The organism is Saccharopolyspora rectivirgula DSM 43747, from assembly GCF_000497205.1.
GTDB lineage: Bacteria > Actinomycetota > Actinomycetes > Mycobacteriales > Pseudonocardiaceae > Saccharopolyspora > Saccharopolyspora rectivirgula.
On record NZ_AYJW01000035.1, the window covers coordinates 17,512 to 40,577 of the forward strand.

General features: G+C 70.2%; 23 protein-coding genes. 5 read left to right on the forward strand and 18 right to left on the reverse strand.

Annotation, left to right across the window (positions count from 1 at the left end):
- Positions 1-369: 369 nt before the first annotated feature.
- From SREC43747_RS0111420 to SREC43747_RS0111440, 5 genes are all read right to left on the reverse strand, one after another.
- The gene (locus tag SREC43747_RS0111420; protein ID WP_152528397.1) at positions 370-786 is read right to left on the reverse strand and encodes a hypothetical protein; all 417 of its coding nucleotides are present in this window, start codon (positions 784-786) and stop codon (positions 370-372) included.
- 48 nt (positions 787-834) lie between these two features.
- The gene (locus tag SREC43747_RS20265; protein ID WP_029721377.1) at positions 835-2,367 is read right to left on the reverse strand and encodes a putative T7SS-secreted protein; all 1,533 of its coding nucleotides are present in this window, start codon (positions 2,365-2,367) and stop codon (positions 835-837) included.
- 3 nt (positions 2,368-2,370) lie between these two features.
- Complete coding sequence (locus SREC43747_RS21710; protein WP_051387961.1) at positions 2,371-2,949, reverse strand: hypothetical protein; 579 nt, start codon at positions 2,947-2,949, stop codon at positions 2,371-2,373.
- Positions 2,950-2,965: 16 nt separating this feature from the next.
- Complete coding sequence (locus SREC43747_RS20275) at positions 2,966-3,451, reverse strand: SseB family protein (protein ID WP_051387962.1); 486 nt, start codon at positions 3,449-3,451, stop codon at positions 2,966-2,968.
- 282 nt (positions 3,452-3,733) lie between these two features.
- Positions 3,734-5,356: an ATP-binding protein gene (locus tag SREC43747_RS0111440; protein WP_029721380.1), complete on the reverse strand. Its 1,623-nt coding sequence runs from the start codon at positions 5,354-5,356 to the stop codon at positions 3,734-3,736.
- A gap of 449 nt (positions 5,357-5,805) precedes the next feature.
- Between SREC43747_RS0111440 and SREC43747_RS0111445 the strand changes: the two genes are divergently transcribed.
- Positions 5,806-7,155, forward strand: a complete 1,350-nt coding sequence (locus SREC43747_RS0111445) for a cation:dicarboxylate symporter family transporter (RefSeq protein WP_029721381.1) — start codon at positions 5,806-5,808, stop codon at positions 7,153-7,155.
- A gap of 80 nt (positions 7,156-7,235) precedes the next feature.
- On the opposite strand, the gene SREC43747_RS21610 is transcribed toward SREC43747_RS0111445, so the two are convergent.
- The 5 genes from SREC43747_RS21610 to hisD all read right to left on the reverse strand — a co-directional run bounded on the left by SREC43747_RS21610 (position 7,236) and on the right by hisD (position 11,218).
- Positions 7,236-7,394: a CG2302 family histidine operon protein gene (locus SREC43747_RS21610; protein WP_162832387.1), complete on the reverse strand. Its 159-nt coding sequence runs from the start codon at positions 7,392-7,394 to the stop codon at positions 7,236-7,238.
- Between the two features lie 10 nt (positions 7,395-7,404).
- The gene (locus tag SREC43747_RS19795) at positions 7,405-7,947 is read right to left on the reverse strand and encodes a phospholipase domain-containing protein (RefSeq protein WP_037331819.1); all 543 of its coding nucleotides are present in this window, start codon (positions 7,945-7,947) and stop codon (positions 7,405-7,407) included.
- Positions 7,948-8,131: 184 nt separating this feature from the next.
- Positions 8,132-8,752, reverse strand: coding sequence for an imidazoleglycerol-phosphate dehydratase HisB (gene hisB / locus SREC43747_RS0111460; protein WP_029721382.1), 621 nt, complete (start codon positions 8,750-8,752; stop codon positions 8,132-8,134).
- Positions 8,749-9,867 (reverse strand): histidinol-phosphate transaminase, encoded by a 1,119-nt coding sequence (locus SREC43747_RS0111465; RefSeq protein WP_029721383.1) that lies wholly within the window; start codon positions 9,865-9,867, stop codon positions 8,749-8,751. Before SREC43747_RS0111465 ends, hisB begins: the two co-directional genes overlap by 4 nt.
- A 37-nt stretch (positions 9,868-9,904) precedes the next feature.
- The gene (hisD, locus tag SREC43747_RS0111470) at positions 9,905-11,218 is read right to left on the reverse strand and encodes a histidinol dehydrogenase (protein ID WP_029721384.1); all 1,314 of its coding nucleotides are present in this window, start codon (positions 11,216-11,218) and stop codon (positions 9,905-9,907) included.
- A gap of 183 nt (positions 11,219-11,401) precedes the next feature.
- Here hisD and SREC43747_RS0111475 point away from each other — a divergent pair, with 183 nt between their 5' ends.
- Together SREC43747_RS0111475 and SREC43747_RS0111480 are read left to right on the forward strand one after the other, a co-directional pair.
- The gene (locus SREC43747_RS0111475) at positions 11,402-12,649 is read left to right on the forward strand and encodes a M14 family metallopeptidase (protein ID WP_029721385.1); all 1,248 of its coding nucleotides are present in this window, start codon (positions 11,402-11,404) and stop codon (positions 12,647-12,649) included.
- Positions 12,650-12,728: 79 nt separating this feature from the next.
- Positions 12,729-13,436, forward strand: a complete 708-nt coding sequence (locus SREC43747_RS0111480; protein WP_081722542.1) for a YqeB family protein — start codon at positions 12,729-12,731, stop codon at positions 13,434-13,436.
- Between the two features lie 31 nt (positions 13,437-13,467).
- Here SREC43747_RS0111480 and SREC43747_RS0111485 read toward each other — a convergent pair whose 3' ends face one another.
- A complete protein-coding gene (locus SREC43747_RS0111485; protein ID WP_029721387.1) occupies positions 13,468-14,418 on the reverse strand; it encodes a sporulation protein in 951 nt (316 codons plus the stop codon).
- A gap of 113 nt (positions 14,419-14,531) precedes the next feature.
- Between SREC43747_RS0111485 and SREC43747_RS0111490 the strand changes: the two genes are divergently transcribed.
- On the forward strand, positions 14,532-15,818 hold the full coding sequence (locus SREC43747_RS0111490; protein WP_029721388.1) for a hemolysin family protein: 1,287 nt from the start codon (positions 14,532-14,534) through the stop codon (positions 15,816-15,818).
- 25 nt (positions 15,819-15,843) lie between these two features.
- Here SREC43747_RS0111490 and SREC43747_RS21615 read toward each other — a convergent pair whose 3' ends face one another.
- The 6 genes from SREC43747_RS21615 to SREC43747_RS0111520 all read right to left on the reverse strand — a co-directional run bounded on the left by SREC43747_RS21615 (position 15,844) and on the right by SREC43747_RS0111520 (position 21,100).
- The gene (locus tag SREC43747_RS21615) at positions 15,844-16,002 is read right to left on the reverse strand and encodes a hypothetical protein (RefSeq protein WP_162832388.1); all 159 of its coding nucleotides are present in this window, start codon (positions 16,000-16,002) and stop codon (positions 15,844-15,846) included.
- A gap of 63 nt (positions 16,003-16,065) precedes the next feature.
- Entirely contained in the window at positions 16,066-16,710 is a 645-nt protein-coding gene (locus SREC43747_RS0111500; RefSeq protein WP_029721389.1) for an ABC transporter ATP-binding protein, read from the reverse strand.
- Entirely contained in the window at positions 16,704-17,645 is a 942-nt protein-coding gene (locus tag SREC43747_RS0111505; RefSeq protein WP_029721390.1) for an ABC transporter ATP-binding protein, read from the reverse strand. Before SREC43747_RS0111505 ends, SREC43747_RS0111500 begins: the two co-directional genes overlap by 7 nt.
- The gene (locus SREC43747_RS0111510) at positions 17,642-18,541 is read right to left on the reverse strand and encodes an ABC transporter permease (protein ID WP_081722543.1); all 900 of its coding nucleotides are present in this window, start codon (positions 18,539-18,541) and stop codon (positions 17,642-17,644) included. Before SREC43747_RS0111510 ends, SREC43747_RS0111505 begins: the two co-directional genes overlap by 4 nt.
- A complete protein-coding gene (locus SREC43747_RS0111515; protein WP_029721392.1) occupies positions 18,534-19,514 on the reverse strand; it encodes an ABC transporter permease in 981 nt (326 codons plus the stop codon). The genes SREC43747_RS0111510 and SREC43747_RS0111515 overlap by 8 nt, the downstream gene beginning before the upstream one ends.
- A complete protein-coding gene (locus SREC43747_RS0111520) occupies positions 19,511-21,100 on the reverse strand; it encodes an ABC transporter substrate-binding protein (RefSeq protein ID WP_051387964.1) in 1,590 nt (529 codons plus the stop codon). Before SREC43747_RS0111520 ends, SREC43747_RS0111515 begins: the two co-directional genes overlap by 4 nt.
- 221 nt (positions 21,101-21,321) lie before the next feature.
- On the opposite strand from SREC43747_RS0111520, the gene SREC43747_RS0111525 reads away from it, so the two are divergent.
- Positions 21,322-22,113, forward strand: coding sequence for a carbon-nitrogen hydrolase family protein (locus SREC43747_RS0111525; protein WP_029721394.1), 792 nt, complete (start codon positions 21,322-21,324; stop codon positions 22,111-22,113).
- A gap of 3 nt (positions 22,114-22,116) precedes the next feature.
- On the opposite strand, the gene SREC43747_RS0111530 is transcribed toward SREC43747_RS0111525, so the two are convergent.
- Positions 22,117-23,025 carry a CPBP family intramembrane glutamic endopeptidase gene (locus SREC43747_RS0111530; protein WP_029721395.1) on the reverse strand — a complete coding sequence of 303 codons (909 nt, stop codon included), beginning with the start codon at positions 23,023-23,025 and terminating at the stop codon, positions 22,117-22,119.
- Positions 23,026-23,066 lie beyond the last annotated feature (41 nt).

Below are 23,066 nucleotides of genomic sequence, written 5' to 3' on the forward strand. Positions count from 1 at the left end.
CGGTAGCCGGGGCGCGTGACCGGAGCCGCAGCGGACCGCGATCGCCGCGGCAGGACCCGTTCCCCGCGGCTGCCGGTGGTCCGGTCGCGAAACGACTGGACCACGCCGGTGCAGCGCCCGGAGAAGCGGGGCGCCCCAGATGTTCCGCCCTGGACGAACGCGCTCGGACGACTTCGGACGCACCGGCCTCGGGCGGCGCGAGTCCGCACCCGCTGCTGTGGAGCGATCACCGGTGGATCCGGGGCGTCCCCGTCCGCCCGGCGGCTCGCTGCGGCCAGCTCGCACCGGCCCCGAAGCCGTTGCCACCGGTCCCTGCACGGCAACGGCCACCGACGACCGCGCCACCCCTGCCGGCTCGGACTGCAGCGATCAGCCGGTGCCGTACACGCGTTGGCGCTGAGCGCCGAAGGTCCTGCTCCACGAATCGGTGTTGTGCTGCCACTGGAACCGCCACATCAAGCTTTCCTGCACGCTCACGGCCAGCACATTGGGATCTTGGGTGTGCTCCAGGGCGTGCACCGGTTCGGTGGGCGGCTGACCGAAGGGGTAGAGGCGAACTCGAGTGCGCGGGCAGGGATAACCCGGGATGCCGTCCCACGCGTCGTAGCGCGCTGCAGCGATGAGCAGTTTCCAGGGTCCGATGTCTTCCAACTGGAGGCGCAGGCCCATCAAGGCGCGGAACATGTTCCTGCCGGGGGATTGGACCGCGGGCACGTCATCGCCCATCAAGAGGACGCGGAAGAACTCCTTCTCCTCTTCGTACTCGACTCGGATCTTGGCTTTCACCAACCCCGCAGGCCCGTGCGTCCAAATGTAACGCTCGTGCGTGCGCATTCAACCCCCCAGCTTCCGAATTTCCGCTCGAATGCTCTCGAGCTCGCTTTGCAAATACTTCTTTTCCAGAGGACTTGCAGTTTTCATGGCCTCCCGGACGTCTTCCGCCTGCCTGAGGAGCCGGTTGATCGCCTCTGATTTGTCGACCACCGGAGTGGAATCAGGCTTGTCCTCGACTATGTCGTCCCATTCCTCCCTCGGATCGGTGGCCCCGTCACCGTGATCCAGCCAAGAGCCCTCCGGGAAATCGTGGTCGGGCTCCGGCGGCGGAGGGTTGCCCTCCACCTTCGGCTTTTCCGGCGGCTCCCATTCAGTTCCCTTCGGTCCGAACTCGTGTTCCGAGGGGTACGAACCGAACGGCTGCTCGGACTGCCCGAACGACGTCGGGGTGTCGGAGTGCTGCCATCCCGTGCTCGACGGATGCGAAGCTCCCGGAACGTTGTCCGGGGTGTGGGGCAGGTGCGAGATGTGCGAGTCGGGGACGACCCGCTCCGCTCGAGCGATGTCATCGGCGTGCCGGGCGATTCCGGCCAGCTCGTCCACCTCGCCCGCGACCCGACCGACGCCCCTGGCCGCTTTCCCGGCCACCCCGGCCCCACCGGCCAGCGAAGCAACCGCGTCCGGGATCAACGATCCCAACGATTTGGCGGGGTTTTCACGCCACCCGTCGATGTCGAGGATCGTTTTGGCCCCCTGGTAGGGGTTTTGCGCGACCCCGATGAGGCCGGCGGCCAATGTGGTCGCCGTTTCGGCGAACGCCGCGGGGTGGGTGATGTTGTACGGATCGAACGGGGTCACGGCGCGGACCGTCTTGTACAGGTCCACCACAGCGGACCCGGCTCCCTCGGCCACTCCTCCGATGGCCCGGCCCATGCCCTGCAGCAGGTCCCCGGCTTCCCGTTTGAGCTTTTCCAACCGTCCCGGCTCGGCCGGAGCCTGCTGGGCCGCTTCGGTCACCGCGCGGGCCGCGCGCGCATCAGCCTCCTGGACTGCGCGCTGAGCTGCCTCGATGTCAGCTTGCGCCTGCTGCCGCGTTTGCGCCGTCGGATCCTGCCACGGCCCTGGATCCGGCCCCGCACCGTCCGCTGCGGCCGCGGCCGCCTCGTTGTAGCGCTCGGCCGCCGCCTCGGCCTCTTCGGTCGCCTTGTCCAGGGCCTCTTTGGCGCGAGCGGCTTTGCCCTGTTGTTCGGCCAGGATCTCGGCGTATTCCGCGACCGCCTTGCCAGCTTTGTCGAACGCGTCCGCAGCGGCGAACCACTTCGGCGGCGACTGCTGGACGTAAGAGCTGGCGTTGTCGGCAGCCGCACCTCGCCAGCCGCCCAGGTTGATCCGCTTGAACCCTTCGCCAGCCCGCTCGAAAGCACCGGCCAGAGCGAGCAAGTCGTCCGCGATCGCCCGGGCGGCGTCCGGATTGCCCGGGATCAGGTCTTCTTCGATGAGGCCCAGCTTCTGACCGACGGACTTCCCCGCGTCTTTGGCGGTGTCCCAAAGCTCCCCGAGATCCTCTCCGAGGGAGGAATCGTTGGTAACCACGGCTTACTGGCCTGCTCCTTGCGACTGAGCCTGTTGCTGGGTTTGCACCTGCTCTGCCAGCTGGGAAACCGGAACACCGGTTCGGCTTTCCACGACGGACATCCCGCTCTGCGCCAAGGTCTGCTGAGCCCGCTCCACGCGCTGCATCTCCCCGTCCAGGCTGGGGGTCAAATCACTGACGATCTCCCCGGCTGATTTGTCCTGCCACGCGGTCGAGTCCTCCATCGGATTGCCGAACGCCGCGTGCAGGACGTACTTGACGGCATCGGAAGCTGCTTCTTCGGCTTTTTCGTACTCGGAACGGGTGTCCCGCAGCGCATCGGCCACGGCGTAGCCGTCGTTCACCAGGACGCGCACGCCCCAGTTCCAGGCGTCGGCGAACCGGGTCAACGCGCCGGGCAGTTCACCGGTGCCCACGTCGTCGGCGTTGTCGGTGATCCCTTCGACCAAGCCCTTCCCGTCCTTGGCGACATAACTGCCTTCCCAGCCGGCCATTTCCCCCAGCTCGGCCACAGCGTCCCGCACGCCTTGTTCGGCCAGGGACAACGCCTCGAGATCAACGCCGAAGGCTTCGTGCCCCATTGCTCCCCTCCCGTGCTCAGTTCGTCGTCCGCTGGCGCGGCAACGCGATCTCATCGGGCGCGACACCGGCCAACGGCGGCAGCGGAAGCACGTGGTCCGCGGCCGGATCGAGCAGCAAGCCAGTACCGCGCGGCAGCTGCGGCCACACCTGCTCCAGCAATTCGCGCCCGCTCACCAAGCCGTAGGAGATGTTCTGGTCCCCGCGGCCGACTGCCACTCCGTGCGCCGCCAGCTGCGCCACACCGGTGAACACCGGTAGCCACCGGGCTCCTTCGACCTGCCAGGTCCGCACGGCCGCACCGGCTTCGTCGATGTTCGTCTCCACGACCAGTTCCGGCATCTGGCGCAGCAGCTGCACGACGCGCGGGATCTGCTCGGTGCGCCCCCAGCGAACCGCCCACACCGCGTCCAGCAGCGCAGCGCGGCCACCAGCCTCCCCTGGCGCGGTTTCCCCGACCGGGAGCGTGCCGCCCAGCACAACCCGCCGCGGGCCGGTCAGCATGCTCCAACCCGCGAAGGCGCTTCGAGGCAGCAGGACTTCGCCGAAATCACTTCAGCATTCCCCTCTCGACCGGATTCGAGCAACGGGCAGTAATTCTGTTCTCACCCGAGGTGCCGGTCCACCGGATCGGAAGAACTATGAAGCAGCTAACACGGGCGCGAGTCCGTGAAGTGCAGCGATCGAAGAACACTGAAAATTCAAGGGAAAACCGAATCACCCAATGGGACTAAACAAGACACAATGGACTGTCCTGTTGAGACGACGTCCGTCCGCGCCGAACGATCAGCCCCGCGACCGCCGCGATCGAACCGGGAGCCGCACGGTGAACCCCGCCCCCCGGTCGTTGCGCACCGAAATGGTTCCGCCGTAACGGCGAACGCTCTGCCCCACCAGGGCCAATCCCAGGCCCCGCCCGTCGGCCTTCGTGGACCACCCCCGCTGGAACATCTCGGCGATGTCCTCCTCGGCCACCCCGGGGCCGTTGTCGGCCACCTCGATCACCAGTTCTTCGCCATCGGACAGGAACGTCACCGCCACCCGGCCACCCGGGCGGTCCGCCACCGCCTCCACCGCGTTGTCGATGAGATTCCCCAGGACGGTCACCAGGTCCCGCGAGTCGAACTGCTCCACGACCTCGTCGCCGACTTCCGTGTCCTCGGTGACCACCACCGCAACACCGCGTTCGCTGGCCTCCGCGCTCTTGCCCAACAAGACGGCGGCCAGCACCGGCTCGCGCACCGCTCCCACGACGCGGTCGGTCAACTGCTGGGCCAGCTCCAACTCCCGGGTGGCGAACTGCACCGCTTCCTCCGGGCGACCGAGCTCGATCAGGGAGACCACCGCGTGCAGCCGGTTCGCCGACTCGTGCGCCTGGGAGCGGAGGGACTCGGCGAAGCCCCGCACCGAATCCAGCTCCCCGCTCAGCGCCTGCAGCTCGGTGTGGTCGCGCAACGTCACCACGTTGCCCAGGTCGCGGCTTTCGCTGCGCACCGGGGAGATGTTGACCAGCAGCACCCGGTCGTCGGTGAGGAAGACCTCGTCGGTGACCTTCCGGTCGGCCTCCAGCGCCTCGGCGAGCGGCCCCGACAACCCGGCCGCGGCGACGTGCTCGCCCTCCACCTCCTGCGGGGACACCCCGAGCAGCGCGGCCGCACCGTCGTTGCACAGCACGATCCGCCCCGTCGGGTCCACCAGCAGGAGACCTTCCTGCACCGCGTGCAGGATGGCGTCGTGGTACTCGTAGAGCTGGCTGAGCTGGGTGGGCGTCATGCCGTGGGTCTGCCGCCGCAACCGCGCGCTGATCAGGTGCGTCAGCAGCGCCCCCACCACCAGCGCCGCGCCGGCCACCGCGGCCAGCACCCCCACCTGTTCTCGCACCTCGGCGCTGATGGCCTGCACCGTGATCCCGACCGCGACCAGCCCGACCACGTCCCCCCGGTCCCCGAAGACCGGCACCACGGCCCGCACTGAAGGCCCCAGGGTTCCCGTGTAGGTCTCGGTGAGCACGTGACCGGCCACCGCTCGATCGATGTGCCCGAGGAAGCGCTCCCCGATCAGCTCCGGATTCGGGTGCGTGAGCCGAACACCGGAAGGGGTCATGATCGTGATGAACCCGACCCCGGTGTCCGCCCGAACGCGTTCGGCCAACGGCTGCAGCACCGAACTCCCGTCCGGACCGGTGACCGCCCGCTGCACCAGCGGTTGCGCGGCCAGCGTCCTCGCCACCGCCACGACTTCGTCCCGAGCGGCCTGCTCGGTGCGCCGCTGCGCCTCGTACCAAGCCAGACCGGCGCCGGTGAGCACCACCAGGACGACGACGATCACGTGGAGGACGAACAGCTGTCGCGCCAGGCTCCACCCCGGGCGCACCCGGCTGAACCAGTTCGAGATGTCTCTTCGGTGCATGGGCGACCAGCGCTGAGGAACGAACGGATTGGTCCGGCGGCGAACCCCGCCGGAGAACCGAATTCACCGAGCGTATCAGCACAAAACCGCAACCGGCCGGCAACGCGGACCGCGGCCGGCCCGACACCGCCCACCGGATCGCGGGAACGGGCACCGCTGGAGCGGCGAACGGCCCGGTGAACGGCGATACTTGCGGTGCTCGGCGCCCCGGCGATTCCTCCCCGGTGCGAAAACCCGCGGCTGCCAACCAATGCGCCGGTCGTCATCACCCAGCGCGACCAGCCGGACTAGTATGCGTAACAGCAGGTACCAAGAAGGTAACACTGCCGTGAACACAATGAACAAAAGCGTGACGGCGGGGACGGCGGGCACCGATAGTCTCTCCCGACCCTTGGGTGACCTCGGACACGACGGGGCAATCGTCCCCGAAGCCCGCTAGGAGTACGCACGTGGCAAGCAACGAGGCTGCGACAACCCGCCGTCGGGACAGGACTCACTTCCTGTACATCGCGGTGATCGCCGCGGTGATCGCCGGCATCATCGTCGGTTTTGCCGCGCCCGATTTCGGCCAGGCGCTGAAACCCCTGGGCACCGGCTTCGTCGACCTCATCAAGATGATGATCTCGCCGGTGATCTTCTGCACGATCGTCCTCGGCGTGGGGAACGTCCGGCAGGCCGCGCAGGTCGGCAAGGTCGGCGGCCTGGCACTGGGCTACTTCATCGTCATGTCCCTGGTCGCCCTGGTCATCGGCTTGGTCGTCGGCAACTTCCTGCACCCCGGTGAAGGCATGCAGTTGACCGACGAGATGCGCGGCGCCGGGGCGGAGCAAGCCGGCGAAGAAGCCAGCAGCACCGTCGACTTCCTGCTGGGGATCATCCCGGACACCCTGGTGTCCGCGCTGACCTCGGGCGAGGTCCTGCAGACCCTGCTGGTCGCGCTGCTGACCGGGTTCGCGCTGCAGAGCCTCGGTGAGCGGGGCGCTCCGATCCTGCGGGGCATCGAGCACATCCAGCGCCTGGTGTTCAAAGTCCTCGCCATGATCATGTGGGCGGCCCCGGTGGGCGCGTTCGGCGCGATCGCCGCCGTGGTCGGAGCCACCGGCATGGACGCCCTCAAGGGCTTGGCCGTGATCATGGTCGGCTTCTACGTCACCTGCGTGCTGTTCATCTTCCTGGTGCTCGGGCCGATCCTGTGGCTGTTCGCCAAGGTCAACATCTTCTCGCTGCTGCGGTACCTCGGCCGCGAGTTCCTGCTGATCGTGTCCACCTCGTCGTCGGAGACCGCGCTGCCGCGGCTGATCGCCAAGATGGAGCACCTGGGCATCAGCAAGCCGGTGGTCGGCATCACCGTTCCGACCGGTTACTCGTTCAACTTGGACGGCACCGCCATCTACCTGACCATGGCGTCGCTGTTCATCGCCAGCGCGATGGGCGACCCGCTGACGGTCGGCGAGCAGGTCTCCCTGCTGCTGTTCATGATCATCGCCTCGAAGGGCGCCGCGGGCGTCACCGGTGCCGGACTGGCCACGCTCGCCGGTGGTCTGCAGTCGCACCGCCCCGACCTGGTGGACGGTGTGGGCATGATCGTCGGCATCGACCGGTTCATGTCGGAAGCCCGCGCGCTGACCAACTTCGCCGGCAACGCCGTCGCCACCGTCCTGATCGGATCCTGGACCAAGGAGATCGACCGGACGCAGATGCAGCGGGTGTTCTCCGGCGAGGACCCGTTCGACGAATCCTCCTTTGTGGATGACGGGCACGGTGGCCAAGAGTCCCAGAAGGAATCCGCTTCCGCCTGATCTGCCGCGGGAACCGCCCTCGCGCCGGACGACCGGTGCGGGGGCGGTTCCGCATCCGGGGCGGCGGGCGACCGCTGCGCCTAACCGGACAACAGCCAGGTGACTCCACCGGCCAGCGCGAGCAGCGCCAGCACCGCGAGTACCACCGACAGCGCACGCGAATTCCGCCAGGTGACGTAGACGCCGCCGCTGAGGAACCCGGCCAATCCCAGCAACAAGATCGGGAGCACTTCCCGCATGGCGGTCATGCTACCCGTCGCACCGGAGCGCCCCGCGGCAGCTGTCCCAGCTGCGCAGTCCACTGATCCGGCGGTAGAACGAAGCGTCCTGGGGAGCGGTGATCTCCACGTCGTAACCGTCCCCATCGGCCGGCCAGTCCACCGGCTGCGCACCCCCGGCCACCACCCGGACGTCCTGTTCGCACGCCGGCTCCCGGCCGGAGCGGATCCGCAGCACCACCTCGTGGGCGCCGTTGTTGCGCAACTCCAGGGACAGCCCGGACGGCCCGGGGCGGACCTGCACGTCGACCGCGGCCGCGGCACCGGTGACCGAGCCGCTCAGCTCGAAGCGGAACCGCTCCGGCCCCCGGACCGCCACCCGGTAGTGGTCGGACACGGGCACCTTCTCCACGTGCTCCCCGCGAACGTCCACCACCAGCGGCCCGGTCGGGCCGGGCGAGCAGATCTCGAAGCGGACCGGGGACGAACTGGTGCTGCCGAGCCGCAGACCGAGCGCGCGGTCCTGCAGGCCCGCCGAGACGTGGAGCTGGCCGTCCGGCGACCAAGCGGCCACCGGACGGCATCGGCTGGCTCCACCAGCGGGTGCGCACTCGGCAACATCGGTCACAAGCTGACATCGTCAGCCATGGAACCGACGGGAGGCAGGCTCCACGATGACGCATCCGTGAACGCCGGTTATCCCCTGAAAGGAGTAACGGTGAGCGATTGGAGTAGCACGCTCCGCCTCGTCCGCGCGATCAGAGCGTTCCCTTCGTGGACGGCACCACCCCGGCGAACCGCGGGTCCGGTTCGACCGCCGCCCGCAGCGCCCGCGCGATGGCCTTGTACTGCGCCTCCGCGATGTGGTGCGGGTCGCGCCCGTAGAGCACCCGGACGTGCAGGTTGATCTGCGAGTGGAAGGCGATCGACTCGAACACGTGGCGGTTGAGCACGAACGGGTAGTTCCCACCGATGGTGAAGGTCCGGTACTCGTCGGGCTCCCCGGTCTGCACGCAGTAGGAACGCCCCGACACGTCCACCGCGGCGTGCGCCAGCGTCTCGTCCATCGGGATCCAGGCATCACCGAACCGGCGGATGCCCTTCTTGTCGCCGAGGGCCTGCCGCAGCGCCTGGCCGAAGACGATCGCGGTGTCCTCGACGGTGTGGTGGGCGTCGATGTGGGTGTCCCCGCTGGCCTTGACCCGCAGGTCGAACGCGGCGTGCGTGCCCAGCGAGTTGAGCATGTGGTCGTAGAACGGCACACCGGTGTCGACCTCGACCTGGCCGGTCCCGTCGAGGTCCAATTCGACCAGCACCGACGATTCCTTCGTGGTGCGCTCGACCTTGCCGACCCGGCTGCCCGGCTGGAATGCGGTCACTGGCTGATCTCCTCGCGTACTGCCTTGCTGGCGGCCAGAAAGGCGTCGTTCTCCTCGGGGGTGCCGACGGTCACCCGCAGGTGGCCGGGGATGCCGACGTCCCGGATGAGCACATCGGCTTCCAGGTAGCGCTCCCAGGCGCGGTGCGCGTCGGCGAAGGTGCCGAACAGGATGAAGTTCGCGTCGCTGGGAACCGGCGTGAAGCCCATGCCGCGCAGCTCCTCGGTGACCCGCTCCCGCTCCTCGATCAGGGAACGCACCGAGGACAAGGTCGCCTCGGCGTGCCGCAGAGCAGCGCGCGCGGCCGCCTGGGTGGGCGTCGACAGGTGGTAGGGCAACCGCACCAGCAGCAGCGCGTCGATCACCGCCGGGGCCGCGGCGAGGTATCCCAGCCGACCGCCGGCGAACGCGAACGCCTTGCTCATGGTGCGGCTCACGATGAGCTTCTGCGGGTACTGCTCCAGCAGGTGAACCGCGCTGGGCTGGGACGAGAACTCCGCGTAGGCCTCGTCCACCACGACCACCCCGGGAGCGACGTCCAGCACCGCCCGCAGCTCGTCCAGCGGAGCCGACTGGCCCGTCGGGTTGTTGGGGCTGGTCAGGAAGACCACGTCCGGCTGCTCGTCGCGGACCACCCGCGCCGCCTCGGCGCCGTCCAGGCTGAAGTCCGCGCGGCGCGGCGATTCCAACCACTCGGTCCGCGTGCCCGCCGTCAAGATCGGGTGCATCGAGTAGGACGGCACGAACCCCAGCGCGGTGCGCCCCGGGCCGCCGAACGCCTGCAGGATCTGCTGCAGGATCTCGTTGGACCCGTTGGCCGCCCACACGTTCTCCTTCGCCAGCCGCACACCGGTGGAGCTGGACAGGTAAGCGGCCAGGTCGGCGCGCAGCAGGGTGGCGTCGCGGTCGGGGTAGCGGTTCAGCTCGGCAGCGGCCTCCCGCACCGCCGCGGCCACGTCCTCCACCAGCTCCGGGGGCGGCGGGTAGGGGTTCTCGTTGGTGTTCAACCGCACCGCGACGTCCAGCTGCGGGGCGCCGTAGGGGCTGCGTCCGCGCAGGTCGTCCCGGAGCGGCAGGTCGGCGAGCGTCGTGTCGGCGCCGAGCACCTCAGTCATGTGGCATTACCTTCGAGATCGAACAACGGAAGACGGCTCAGTCGAATCGGGCGGTGACCGCCTGGCCGTGCGCCGGGAGGTCTTCGGCGGTGGCCAGGGCGACGACCTTGTCCGCGACGTCGCGCAGCGCCTGCTCGGTGTAGGAGATGACGTGGATGCCGCGCAGGAAGCTCTGCACGCTCAACCCGGAGGAGTGGCGGGCGCACCCACCGGTGGGCAGCACGTGGTTGGAGCCGGCGCAGTAGTCGCCGAGCGAAACCGGCGCGTAGGGGCCGACGAAGATCGCGCCGGCGTTGCGGACCCGCTGCGCCACCTGCTCGGCCTGAGCGGTCTGGATCTCCAGGTGCTCGGCCGCGTAGGCGTCGACCACCTTGATCCCGTCATCGATGCCCGACACCAGGATGCAACCGGACTGCTTCCCGGTCAGCGCGGTGCGGATGCGTTCGGAGTGCTTGGTCTGCGGCACCTGGCGCGCCAACTCCGCGTCCACCGCGTCGGCCAGCGCCTCGGAGTCGGTCACCAGCACGCTGGCGGCGAGCGTGTCGTGCTCGGCCTGGCTGATCAGGTCCGCGGCCACGTGCACCGGGTCGGCGGTCTCGTCGGCCAGGATGGCGATCTCCGTCGGACCGGCCTCCGAGTCGATGCCGATCAGGCTGCGCAACTGCCGCTTGGCAGCGGTGACGAAGACGTTCCCCGGGCCGGTGACCATGTCCGCCGGCACCAGTTCGGCCCCGTCGGTGTCCGTTCCGCCGTAGGCCAGCAGGGCGACCGCCTGGGCACCGCCGACCGCCCACACCTCCGTCACGCCGAGCAGCTGCGCGGCGGCGAGGATGACCGGGTGCGGCCGGCCGCCGAACTCCGCCTGCGGCGGGCTGCACACCACCAGGGACTCGACCCCGGCGGCCTGGGCGGGCACCACGTTCATCACCACGCTGGAGGGGTAGACCGCCAGTCCGCCCGGGGCGTACAGCCCCACCCGCTCGACCGGGACCCAGCGCTCGGTCACCGTGCCGCCCGGCACGACCTGGGTGGTCACATCGGTGCGCCGCTGGTCGTTGTGGACCTTGCGGGCGCGGGCGATCGACTCCTCCAGCCCGGCGCGCACCTGCGGGTCGAGCTCGTCGAGCGCCCGGCGCAGCTCCTCCGCCGGCACCCGCACTCGATCCGGTCGAACCGAGTCAAACTTCTCGGTGAACTCCAGGACTGCCTCGACACCCCGGTCCCGCACCGCTTCGATCACCGGGCGCACCTGGTGCAGGACCTGCTCCACGTCCATCTCGGCGCGCGGGAGGGTGGCACGCAGTTCAGCGGTGGACGGAACACGACCGCGCAGGTCGGTACGGGTGAGCATGAGCGTCCTTCCAGAATCCGGCAGTGTCTCCACCCCAGGGTAGTCGTCGCCGTCATCGACCCCCTGGACGCGTCCGTGAAATGGGAAAACGTTGGCCGCGACCATTCTGCGTCAGTGGGTTGCCAACAGATTCCCGCTCCGCCAACCTCTCCACGTCACCACCAGTGATCGATCGGAGACGCGATGTTGAGCTCACGGCGCAGAACCACAGCGGTGCTGGCCAGCGCGTGCCTGCTGCTGCTATGGCCGGTGGCCAGCGGGGCGGCCGAGCCGTCCGCCCCCGCGGACGAGCGGGTGATCTACACCGTTGCGGGCACCGACGGCCAGGACCGCACCCAGATCAACCGGACCGGAGCGCTGGTCATCGGGGTGGCCGGTGACGTGGCGACCGTCGAAGCCACCCGGGACCAGGCCGAGCAGCTGCGGCGGGCCGGCTTCTCCCTGCAGGAGCAGACCGCGCTCAGCAGGGAGCTCCCGGCCTCTCAGCAGCCAGCGGCCGACTTCCCCCCGGGCGATGAGGGCTACCACACCTACGACGAGATGATGGCCGAGTTGGACGCCGTGGTGGCCGACCACCCGGACATCGCGGTGAAGTCCAGCATCGGCACGTCCTACGAGGGCCGCGACATCCCGCTGGTGAAGATCAGCGACAACGCGGCCCAGGACGAGGACGAGCCGGAAGTGCTGTTCATCTGCAACCAGCACGCCCGCGAGCACCTCACCACCGAGATGTGCCTGCACATCGTGCAGCGGTTCACCGACGGCTACGCCACCGACAGCGGTGTGCGGGAGTCCGTGGACAGCCGGGAGATCTGGGTGGTGCCGATGGCCAACCCGGACGGCTCCACCTACGACATCGCGTCCGGCCAGTACCAGGGCTGGCGCAAGAACCGGCAGGACAGCGGCACCGACCTCAACCGCAACTGGGGCTACAAGTGGGGCTGCTGCGGTGGGGCCAGCGACAACCCCTCCTCCGAGACCTACCGGGGGAGCGCCCCGTTCTCGGCCCCGGAGACCGCCGCGCTGCGCGACTTCGTCAACTCGCGGGTGGTCGACGGCACCCAGCAGATCAAGGCCGCGATCGACTTCCACACCTACTCCGAGCTGGTGCTGTGGCCGTTCGGGCACACCACCGACGACGTGACCGAAGGCATGACCCAGGAGGAGTACGACCGGTTCCAGCGGGTCGGCACCGAGATGGCCGACTCCAACGGCTACACGCCCCAGCAGTCGAGCGACCTCTACATCACCGACGGCGACAGCCTGGACTGGCTGTGGGGCGAGCACAAGATCCTGGCGTTCTGCCTGGAGATGTACCCCGCTGACGGCAGCGGTCTGGACGGCTTCTACCCGCCTGACGAGGTCATCGAGCAGGAGACCGCGCGCAACGACGGCGCCGTGGACATCCTGCTGCGGGAGGCCGGCGCCTGACGCCCGAGCGCTGGCGCGAGCCCGGTCCGCGGGCCTCGCGCCAGCACCGGTGCCCGGCACCACCGGAATAATGGCCGGTATGGCAGCAGACCCCGTTCGGAAGCCGGACAACACCGCGATCACCGTTTCCCCGCCGGCCGTGCAGCGCATCGGTTCGTGGGTGTGCGCCCCGGTGCTCGGCGCGGTGATCGGCTGGTTGCTGCGGCTAGCTTCGACCTGGGTCGCCTCGCTGTCCTGGGCGCCCTTCCAGGGGGTTTTCAAACTGCTCGCCTCCGGCTCCGACCCGTGGGGCACGATCGCCGTGGTGGCGGGCGGAGCGGCGATCGGGTTGGGCTTCGCCGGGTTGTGGGCGCAGGAACGCGTGTCGGTGGTCGTCGACACCGACGCGGTGACCCTGCTGCAGGGCCACCGGAAGGTCGAGCTCGACCGGGACGGGATCGGCGCGGTCTTCCTCGACGAGCAGGACCTGGTGGTGCTGGACGAGTCCGGCGGTGAACGGCACCGGGTCCGCGTCGGGTTGCCCCTCGCCGAGTTGCGCCGGGCGTTCGGCGAGCACGAGTACCCCTGGTCCGACGGCGATCCCCACCGCAACTCCTACCGGCTCTGGGAGGGCGAGAGCCCGGATCTGCCGCTGCGGGTGAACGAGCTGCTGGCCGCCCGGCAGCGGGCCATCCGCAGGCGCGACCGCCGGCAGCAGCAGGCGCTGCGGGAGGAGCTCGGCCGGCACGGCATCGTGCTCCGGGACCGGAACAAGCGCCAGCACTGGCGCGCGGTCACCCGGGACTGACCCCGCCCGCGGTGGGCGGGTCGCGCGGGGGTCAGTCCTCCTCCTCGCCTTCTTCCCCTTCGAAGAAGTCACCGATCTCGTCGACCACTTCGCCGAGCACCATGCCGCCGACCACTCCGGCAGCGGCCCCCGCGACCGCGCCGCCCAGCGCGGCCCCAGCACCGCCCAGCGCGCTCCCGCCGTCGTGCCCGCCGTGCGGGAGGAACCCCGGCGCACCGCCGTGCTCGGCCACCGCCTCCAACCAGCCGGTGATCTCCGCCGCCCAGTCGGTGTTGAGCGCGTCCTCGTGAGTGCGGTGGAAGCGGCCGAACGCGTCGTGCCCGGGTCGCAGCAACCCGCCCCGCTTGTCCGCCTCCAGGACGACGTCCAAGCTGTCCGGGCGCGCCACGAAGGTGAGTTCGATCTCGTTGACCCGGCCGGCGAACTGCGGGGGCGGCAGGAATTCGATCTCCTGGTAGAAGGGGTACTGCTGCGGAACCCCGTAGATCTGACCGTGCTCGACGTCGGCTCCGGTGAACTGGCAGCCCAGCGCGAGCACGGCGTCCAGCACGCGCTGCTGGGACTCCAACGGCTCCACCAGCAGCGGATCGAGGTCGCCTTTGTCCACCGCTTTGGCGATGGCCACCTCGGTGCGCACGCCGAGCCGCATCCCGTGCAGCGGGGCCCCGCCCACCGCGGTGAGCGGCGTCTCCCACGGCAGGTGCAGCTGGAACGGGATCTCCCGGGTCTCCCCTTCGGCCAGCCGGAAGGGCCCGCTGGCGGTTTCCCGCAGCAGTTCCGCGGTGAAGTTGCGGTCCGCCTCCTCGGACTCCACTTCGGCCACGACGGTCAGCACGACGCTCTGGACGTCAACGGCGGCGCTGCCCCCGCTGAGGCGCACCTGGCCGGTGGCCACCCCGCCCGGCCGGCACGGCGCCCCGTCCAGCACGGTGTCCACCGCCGGTCCGCCGACGCCGAAGGCCTGCAACATCTTCTTGAACATCCGGACCTCCCGCGGTCAAGATCAAGATCGCCGCGGACGAACATACCCGACAAACCGCGCGAACAGCCGATCATCACCGGGTCCACCAGCGACACCGGTGCGATACTGCGCGAATGGACACCGCTGCGTGGAATCTCGCGCTCGTGCTGCTGTTCGTGCTGGTGGGCGGCTACTTCGCAGCTGCTGAGATCGCACTGGTGTCGCTGCGGGACAGCCAGGTGCGCAGGTTGGCCGAGCGGAGTCGCCGCGGGAAGCGGGTCGCCCAGCTCCGGGAGGACTCCAACCGCTTCCTGTCCGCCGTGCAGATCGGGGTCACCTTCGCCGGTTTCTTCGCCTCCAGCTACGGCGGAGCGACGATCGCCGTCCGCATCGAACCGGTGTTCACCGGCTGGGGGCTGCCGGCCGGGCTGGCCGCCACCGTCGCCCTGCTGCTGGTGACGCTGCTGGTCTCCTACCTGTCCCTGGTGCTCGGCGAGCTGGCGCCGAAGCGGCTGGCCCTGCAGAAGTCCGAGGCCGTCGCGCTGTTCACCGCCGGTGTCCTGGACCGGATGGCCACCCTGTTCCGCCCGCTGATCTGGCTGCTGTCCAAGTCCACCGACGCGGTGGTGCGGCTGCTGGGGCTGAACCCCCGAGCCGCGGGGGAAGCGGTTTCCGAAGAGGAACTGCGGGACATGGTCCGCACCAACGAGCAGCTGACCGTCGAGGAGAGGCGGCTGCTGACCGACACCTTCAAAGCCGCCGACCGGGTGCTCGGCGAAGTGATGGTGCCCCGCACCGAAGTGGACTTCCTCGACCACCGGACGACGCTGCAGGAGGCGATCGAGCAGGTCGGCGACAAACCCCACTCCCGGTACCCGGTCATCCGGGAGACCGCCGACGACGTCATCGGCTTCATCCACGTCCGCGACCTGCTCACCGTCGGCCAGCGCGCCGGGGACCGGACCGTCGGCGACATCACCCGGCCGGTGACCGCGCTCCCGGCGAGCAAACCGGTGCTGGCCGCGCTGTCGCAGATGCGGCGCAAAGGCGGCCACCTGGCCGTGGTGGTGGACGAGTACGGCGGGACGGCCGGCATCGCGACCGTCGAAGACCTCGTCGAAGAAGTCGTCGGCGACATCTGGGACGAGTACGACCCCAGCGCCGTTCCGGTCCGCCGCCGGGCCGACGGCAGCTTCGAAGCCGACGGACTGCTGCACCGCGGGGACTTCGAGCAGCAGACCGGGATCAAACTGCCCGAAGGCCCCTACGACACGGTCGCCGGATTCTTCATCAGCCAGCTGGGGCGAGTCCCGAACGTGGGCGAGTCCATCGAGGCGCTCGGCCACCGGTTCACCGTCCGCGACATGGACGCGCACCGGGTCTCCCGCCTGCTGATCACCCCGCTGGACCGGGACACCTGAGACGCCACCGCGCGGTGGCACCGCATCAGGCCAGCAGCAGGATCAGCGCCCCCGCAACGATGCCCACCACGACCACCACCGCGGCGGTGATCATGATCCCCCGGAGCTTCGGCTGGTCGCGGCGGACCTCCTCCTGGGCCCGTTCCCGCCATTGCATGAAGCTGGTGCCTTCGTCCTCGCTCAACGTCGACTCCTCAAAGCTCATCGGTGTTGCCGAGCGGTCCCTGCTCCGCGTCCGGACACGATGTCACACCGGGGCGATACCCAATTGAACGACATGGTCCGCCCAGTGCTTCAGCAGGCCCTCGTCGTGGCTAACAGCGAGCACACCCGTGTTATCCTCCGCCACCCGGCGATTCATTACCTGCACCAGGGCCGCCGCGGTCGAAGCGTCCAACATGGCCGTCATCTCGTCGCAGATGACGTAGCGCGGGCGCAACGCCAACGCCCGGGCCAGGCAAGCCCGCTGCAGCTGGCCGTCGCTGACCTCGTGCGGTCGCCGGGCCAGCAGCTCCGCGGTCAACCCCACCTCGTCGGCCAGCGCGCCCACGTCCCCCGGGACCCGGTTCGCCGCCAGCGGCTCGGCGATGATCTCACGCAAGGTGAACCGCGGATCCGCCGCCTCCCGGGGATGCTGGAACACCAGGGCCACCGCGGTCCGCTGCCGGCGCGGCGCGGCGTGCCGGAACTTGGTGACCGGTTCCCCGTCCAGCACGACCTGGCCCGACCACGGGGCCTGCAGCAGCGCCAGCACCCGGGCCAGCGTGGACTTGCCCGAGCCGCTCGGGCCGGCCAGGCCGGTCACCGCGCCGGCCGGGACCTCGATGTCGATCCCGTCGAGCACCGGCTCGCCCGACCGGTACCCGACGACCAGTCCGCTACCGCTCAGCATGGCGGGTGCGCCGCGACTCGACGGTCACCGACCTCCACCAGGTCCGGATTCCCGTTGCACGGGGGCACCCCCGGCACGTCCGGACAGCGCTGACAGAACACGCAACCCCACTTCCGCTCTGCTTCATCCAGTTCGGACAGCACCGGTGGCTGCCCGGGGATCGGCTGGAAACCGTTCTCCGGCAACGCCCGCAGCAGCCCCGCGGTGTACGGGTGCCAGGGATCGGCGAAGACCTTGTCCGCCGGGCCGGACTCCACGATGCGGCTGGCGTACATCACCGCGACGTCGGTGGCCACCCGGCGGGCCGCGGCGAGGTCGTGCGTGATCAACAGCACCGCGCGGTCCTGGCCGGCGGCTTCGGCGAGCAGGTCCACCGTCCGTTCCACCAGCGGCCGGTCCAGGCCGGTGGTCGGCTCGTCGGCGATCAGCAGCGGCGGGTCCCCGGCCAGCGCGAGGGCCAGCGCCACCCGCTGCGCCATTCCCCCGGACAGCTCGTGCGGGTAGTGGTCGAGCTGTTCGGGGCGCAAACCGACCTGCAGCGCCAGTTCCTCGACACCGCGTCGACCGCCGAGCTCGCGCACGGTCTCCGCCAGCTGGCTGCGCGCGGTGCGCACCGGGGTCAGGTGCGTCGCGGCGGACTGCGGCACCAGGCCCACCTGCCGCCCGCGCACCTGGGTGAGCTCCTCGTCCGAAGCGCTCAGCAGATCGGTGCCGTCGGCCAGCAGCGCCCTGCCCCGCACCTGGGCGTTGGCCGGGAGCAGCCCCAGCAGCGCGGCCGCCAGCACCGATTTCCCGCAGCCGGATTCGCCGATCAGAGCGGTCACCTGGCCGGGCCGCAAGCTCAGCGAGGCATCGGTCACCGCGCGCACCGCGCCGCGCCGGCCGAGCAGGAACCGCACCGACATCCGCTCGAGTTCCAGCAACTGGTCACTCACAGCGACAGCTCCGATCTGCGTCGCGGAATCATCCGATCCCGCCAGCTGGCCGCCAGACCGGCCACCGCCAGCGTGGTGACCAGCAGCAGCAGCGACGGGAACAGCACGATCCACCAGGCACCCAGCAGCACCGCTTCCCGACCCTCCCCGAGGACGGTGCCGATGCTGGCCAGGTGCGGTGGCAGGCCGAGCCCCAGGAAGCTCAGGGAGGTCTCGTGCCACACGGCGTGCGGGACCAGCAGCACCGCCGACAGCGCGGCCTGCGGCACCACGGCCGGCAGCAGGTGGCGGCGCAGCACCCACCAGCGCGACGCCCCGGCGTTGACCGCCGCGTCCACGTAGGGCCGCTGCCGCAGGGAGAGCACCTCGGCCCGCACGATCCGGGCCACCGCGGTCCAGTGGGTCAGCGCGATGGACAGCACGACCGCGAGCAGACTGCCCCGGTACAGCGCCACGATCACGATGCCCAGCAGCAGGTGCGGAATCGAGTTGATCGCGTCGACCAGCCGCATCATCAGCCGGTCCGGCCAACCGCCGAGCGCCCCGGACACCGCGCCCACCACCGATCCCAGCACTGTGGACGTCACCGCGCTGACCAGCGCCACCACCAGCGAGACCCGCAGTCCCGCCAGGCAGCGCACGAGCAGGTCCCGACCGGCCGAATCGGTGCCGAACGGGTGGGCGGAGCCGGGCGCCAACCGCACCGAGTCGTACCGCACGGGCTGGTCGCCGACCACGGCCGGGACCACGATCGCAGCGCACACCAGCGCACCCAGCAGGGCGATCGATCCCCACAGCCGGAACTGCTCCCGGCGTTCCCCGGACGCGACGAACCGGATTCCGGTCCTGGTGCTGCCCGCCGGACGCCACAGCTGCACGTCGGTGTTCTCAGCCATCGGCGGTCACCCTCGGGTCGAGCAGCACCACCGCGACGTCGGCCAGCAGCGAACCCAGCAGCACCGCGGCAGTCGCCGTCAAGGTCACCACCGCCAGCAGCGGGTAGTCCACCGCGGTCGCCGCGGTCACGATCGCGCCGGCCAGTCCCGGCCACGAGAAGACCTCCTCGACCAGCACGGTCCCGGTCACCAGTTCCGGGATCCGAACACCGGTGAGGGTCACCACGGGCAGCAGGGCGGTGGGCAGCGCGTGCCGCAGCACCACGACGCGTTCCCGCAGCCCCCGGGCGCGCGCTCCGGTGACGTGGTCCTCGGTCAGGGACTCCAGCAGCGATTGGCGCACGTGCAGCACCAGCCACGGCGCCTGGGAGACGCCCAGCACCAGGGCCGGGAGCGCCAGGTGCCCCGCCACCTGGCCGAAGGTCACCTCGCTGCCCCCGTCGGTCAGGCCCGCGACCGGGAACCACCCCAGCGCCAGGGAGAAGACCGCGATCGCCAGCAGCGCGAGCACGAAGGGCGGCAGCCCGGCCACCACGTGCCCGAGCCCGGTCACCAGCCGGTCGACCCAGCCGCCCTGCCGCCACGCCGCGGTGGTGCCCAGCACGAGGGCCAGCACCACGGCCAGCGCCAAGCCGGTGGCGGCCAGCAGCATCGTCCACGGCAGACGCTCCGCGACGACCTGCGCGACCGGTTGGCGGAAGGCCCGGGAAACCCCGAGGTCTCCGCTGGCCACTCCGCTCGCCCAGTTCCAGAACTGGGCGAGCACCCCGGTGTCCAACCCGAGCTGTTCGCGGACCCGGGCCACGTCCTGCGCCGAGGCGTTGTAGATCTCCACCCCGTAGTACTGGTAGACCGGGTCGAACGGGGAAGCCGCGGCCAGCAGGAAGACCACGAACGCCACCAGCACCAGCACCGGCACCGAGAAGGCCAGGCGCCGCAGCACCAGTCGTCGAACGGCTGCTGCGCGGCTCACGCGACCGGCTTCCAGGACTCGACGTTCCACCACGGACCCCAGGTGGTGCCGTGCGTGTGCGGCTCGACCACCGGTTGGTAGCCGGACCAGCGCCCTTCCCGCATCACGTAGGAGTGGTCGATGAACGCCAGGTAGACCAGGCCGGGGTCGGCGACGTAGGCGCGCTGCACCTGCTTGTAGTGCTCGGCCCGCTGCTGCCGGTCCAGGGTGCGGCGGCCGCGGTCCAGCGCCTCGTCCACTTCCCGGTTCCGGTACTTGCCGGGGTTGTTGTAGGTGCCGGTGCCGATGACCGACGAGTGCAGGCTGGAGTACGCCTGCAGGTCCGGGTCGATCGGGTTGCCGCCGCCCAGCACGATGCCTTCGGTGGCGAGTCGCTCCGCCGCTGCGGAACGGTCCACTCCGGCCAGTTGCACCTCGATGCCGATTTCCTTGGCGTCGGAGGCGAAGGCCTGCGCCAGGTTCTTGCGGAGGCTGTCGTCGGCGAAGTACATGACCGTGACGCTGGCCCGGCGGCCGTCCCGCTGCCGGATCCCGTCCGGCCCGGTGCGCCAGCCCGCGTCGTCCAGGATGCGGCGGGCTTTGGCCGGGTCGTGGGCGAACACCGCTGCGGGCTCGTGGTAGCCGCTCATCGAGGAGGGGATCGGGGTGTGCGCGGGCTCGCCGTGCCCGCCCAGCACCGCGTCGATCATGCCCTTCCGGTTCACCGCGTGGTTGAGGGCCAGCCGGACCGCCCGGTCGCCGGTCACCGGGTGGTCGTTGGGCAGCATGATGGCGCGGTAGTCGGCGGTCTTGTGGTGCACGACGCGGTAACCGCCCTGCCCGGAGCTGTCCGCGAGCACCGGGGGGAGCACGGTGCCGTCGAATTCACCGGTGCGCAGCCGCTGGGCCCTGGTGTTGTCGTCCTTGGCGAAGACGACGGTGACGTTCCGGATCGCCGGTTCGCCGGCCCAGTGCTGCGGGTTGGCCTCCCAGCGCATCTGGTCCCCGCGCCGCCATTCGACGAGGCGGTACGGGCCGGTGCCCACCGGTCGGGTGTTCAGCGGTGAGTTCTCCAGCGGGCGGCGGTCGGCGAGGCTCTTCGCCGGCACGATGCCGAGCACGAGCTTCGCCGGCCACGGCGCGTACGGGTACTTCAGTTCGAATTGGACGGTGTGGTCGTCCAGTTCCCGCACCTCGCCCAGCATCGCGTAATCGGAGCTGATGGTCGATGCGTACGCGGGATCGAGCACGGCCCGGTAGGTGGCCGCCACGTCCCGCGCGGTGAGCGGGGTTCCGTCGTGGAAGTGGACGCCCTGCCGCAGCCGCGCGGTCCACCGCTTCCCATCCGAAGTGGACTCCGGCAGCGCGGTGGCCAGCGCCGGGCGCATCTCGCCCCGACCGTCGAAGGCCAGCAGCCCGTCGTAGAACTTGCCGGCTCCCTCTTGGGCGTAGCCGAGCAGGGGGTGCAGGCTGTCCGGCTCGAACCCGTCGGCCAACAGCAGCGAGTCCGACGGCCCGGACCCGGGCGCCGTGGGGGCTGAGCAACCAGCTGCGAACAGGGTCAGCGCGGCCGGCACCGCGGACAGGAACTGGCGACGAGTAGGCACAGTTGCACTCTAGAAGTTACTGCAACTTATTGGCAATAACCTGCTCCCGCTTCTCGTGAGATCACTCCCACAGCCGACAGCGGACCGCCGCGCACCGCGCGACCACCGCAGGAGGAGCGGGAGCAGCAGCTGCCGAGCGCTCCGGAACCGGATTCGCAACCGCATTTCCGGCATTTCCGGTGTGCAAGACTGGGGTGCAGCCGAGAACGTGGGAGATGCCGATGCGAATCGCGCTGTGCCAAGTGGTGTCGGGACCGGACCCGCGAGCGAACCTGGAACTGGTCGCCGACGGAATCCGACGGGCCGCCGAAGCCGGCGCCCAGCTCGCCGTCTTCCCGGAGGCCACCATGGCGTGCTTCGGGGTGAAGCTGGCCCCGCTGGCCGAGCCGCTCGACGGCCCCTGGGCGCAACAGGTCCGCGAACTGGCCGCGGAAGCCGGGATCGCCGTGGTGGCCGGCATGTTCACCCCCGCCCCGGACGGCCGGGTGACCAACACGCTGCTGATCACCGGCCGCGGCCTGGACACCAGCTACGACAAGATCCACCTGTTCGACGCCTTCGGTTTCGCCGAGTCGCGCACGGTCGCCCCCGGGGACACCCCGGTCGCGGTGGACCTGGAGGGGGTTCGGATCGGCGTCACCACCTGCTACGACATCCGCTTCCCCGGGCTCTACACCGCGCTCGCCGACAAGGGCGCCAAGATCATCGTCACCGCCGCCTCCTGGGGCGCCGGACCGGGCAAGCGGGAGCAGTGGGAACTGCTGGTCCGGGCGCGGGCGCTCGACTCGACGTCGTGGGTCGTCGCCTGCGGGCAGGCGGATCCGCGCAGCATCGGCCGCACCCCGGAGACCAAAGCCCCGACCGGGATCGGGCACAGCATGGTGGCCACCCCGTTGGGCGCGGTCCACGCCCAGCTCGCCGACGCCCCCGACGTCCTGATCACCGATCTCGACGAATCCGCCGTCGACGAGGCGCGGCAAGCGGTGCCCGTGCTGGCCAACCGGCGCTTCTGACCGTCAGCCGACCAGCTTCCGGCGCAACGCCCACCCCGCCACCGCGGTTCCGGCCAGCAGCACCGCGGTGGTGACCAAGCTCGCCTCGATGCCGAACGCGCCGCCGGTGAGCACCGACAGGCTCCCGGGAGCCGGGTCCAGGTCCAGCACCGTGTGCCGCAGGTCCAGCCCGGACACCTCGATGCCGAACACGTTGCCCTGCGCCCAGTTCCACGCGGTGTGGAAAGCGCAAACGCCCCACAGGCCGCCCTCGCCCAGCGCCCAGCAGCCCAACAGCAGCCCGATGAGGAAGATGTTCACCGCGGCGATCGCGTTCATCCCCGCGTTGAACAGGTGCGCGGCGGAGAAGACCAGCGCCTGCAGCAGCAGCCCGGCCACCCACCCCCACTTGCGGGACAGCACCTGCATCAAGTAGCCGCGGAAGACGATCTCCTCGGTGCTGGCCTGCACCGCGAAGCAGATCAGCGCCAGCAGCGCACCGACGAACCGGACCGGCAGCAGCACGGTGAACTGCCCGCTGAGCACGTTGACCGCCAGCGGCACCGCCAGCACCAGCAGCGCGACCCCGCCCCCGGCCAGCAGGGACCAGCTCACGCGCCCGGTGGGGCGCAGTCCGAGGCTGCTCACCGGTCGTCGTTCCTTGAACCGGACCCACAGGAGCAGCAGCACCAGCGCCCCGAGGTGGCTGAGCAGCAGGGCGAACTGGGTCGACAGCTCGATCGTGGGCGACACCAGCTGCTGCGCGGAAACCCCCAGCAGCGGCATCAGGACCAGCAGTGCGATCGGGGGACCGAGAACCGTGCACGCCGCTACGACGAGCAGTCCGGAGATCGGGCCGGACGGTCTGCGGGCCTGGTCCGGGCCGCTCAGCAGAGCGGACCACTCCGCGCAGCGCCAGCACCCCCGCGCCACCTTCCAGTCGAGTGATCACCGTGGCTATTCGCAGCTGTTCC

Coding starts and splice junctions, on each gene's coding strand:
- SREC43747_RS21710 (WP_051387961.1), bottom strand. CDS start 2,949: ATGGGGCACGAAGCCTTCGGCGTTGATCTCGAGGCGTTGTCCCTGGCC.
- SREC43747_RS20275 (WP_051387962.1), bottom strand. CDS start 3,451: ATGCTGACCGGCCCGCGGCGGGTTGTGCTGGGCGGCACGCTCCCGGTC.
- SREC43747_RS0111440 (WP_029721380.1), bottom strand. CDS start 5,356: ATGCACCGAAGAGACATCTCGAACTGGTTCAGCCGGGTGCGCCCGGGG.
- SREC43747_RS21610 (WP_162832387.1), bottom strand. CDS start 7,394: ATGCGGGAAGTGCTCCCGATCTTGTTGCTGGGATTGGCCGGGTTCCTC.
- SREC43747_RS0111465 (WP_029721383.1), bottom strand. CDS start 9,867: ATGACTGAGGTGCTCGGCGCCGACACGACGCTCGCCGACCTGCCGCTC.
- hisD (WP_029721384.1), bottom strand. CDS start 11,218: ATGCTCACCCGTACCGACCTGCGCGGTCGTGTTCCGTCCACCGCTGAA.
- SREC43747_RS0111475 (WP_029721385.1), top strand. CDS start 11,402: ATGTTGAGCTCACGGCGCAGAACCACAGCGGTGCTGGCCAGCGCGTGC.
- SREC43747_RS0111480 (WP_081722542.1), top strand. CDS start 12,729: ATGGCAGCAGACCCCGTTCGGAAGCCGGACAACACCGCGATCACCGTT.
- SREC43747_RS0111485 (WP_029721387.1), bottom strand. CDS start 14,418: ATGTTCAAGAAGATGTTGCAGGCCTTCGGCGTCGGCGGACCGGCGGTG.
- SREC43747_RS0111490 (WP_029721388.1), top strand. CDS start 14,532: ATGGACACCGCTGCGTGGAATCTCGCGCTCGTGCTGCTGTTCGTGCTG.
- SREC43747_RS0111500 (WP_029721389.1), bottom strand. CDS start 16,710: ATGCTGAGCGGTAGCGGACTGGTCGTCGGGTACCGGTCGGGCGAGCCG.
- SREC43747_RS0111510 (WP_081722543.1), bottom strand. CDS start 18,541: ATGGCTGAGAACACCGACGTGCAGCTGTGGCGTCCGGCGGGCAGCACC.
- SREC43747_RS0111525 (WP_029721394.1), top strand. CDS start 21,322: ATGCGAATCGCGCTGTGCCAAGTGGTGTCGGGACCGGACCCGCGAGCG.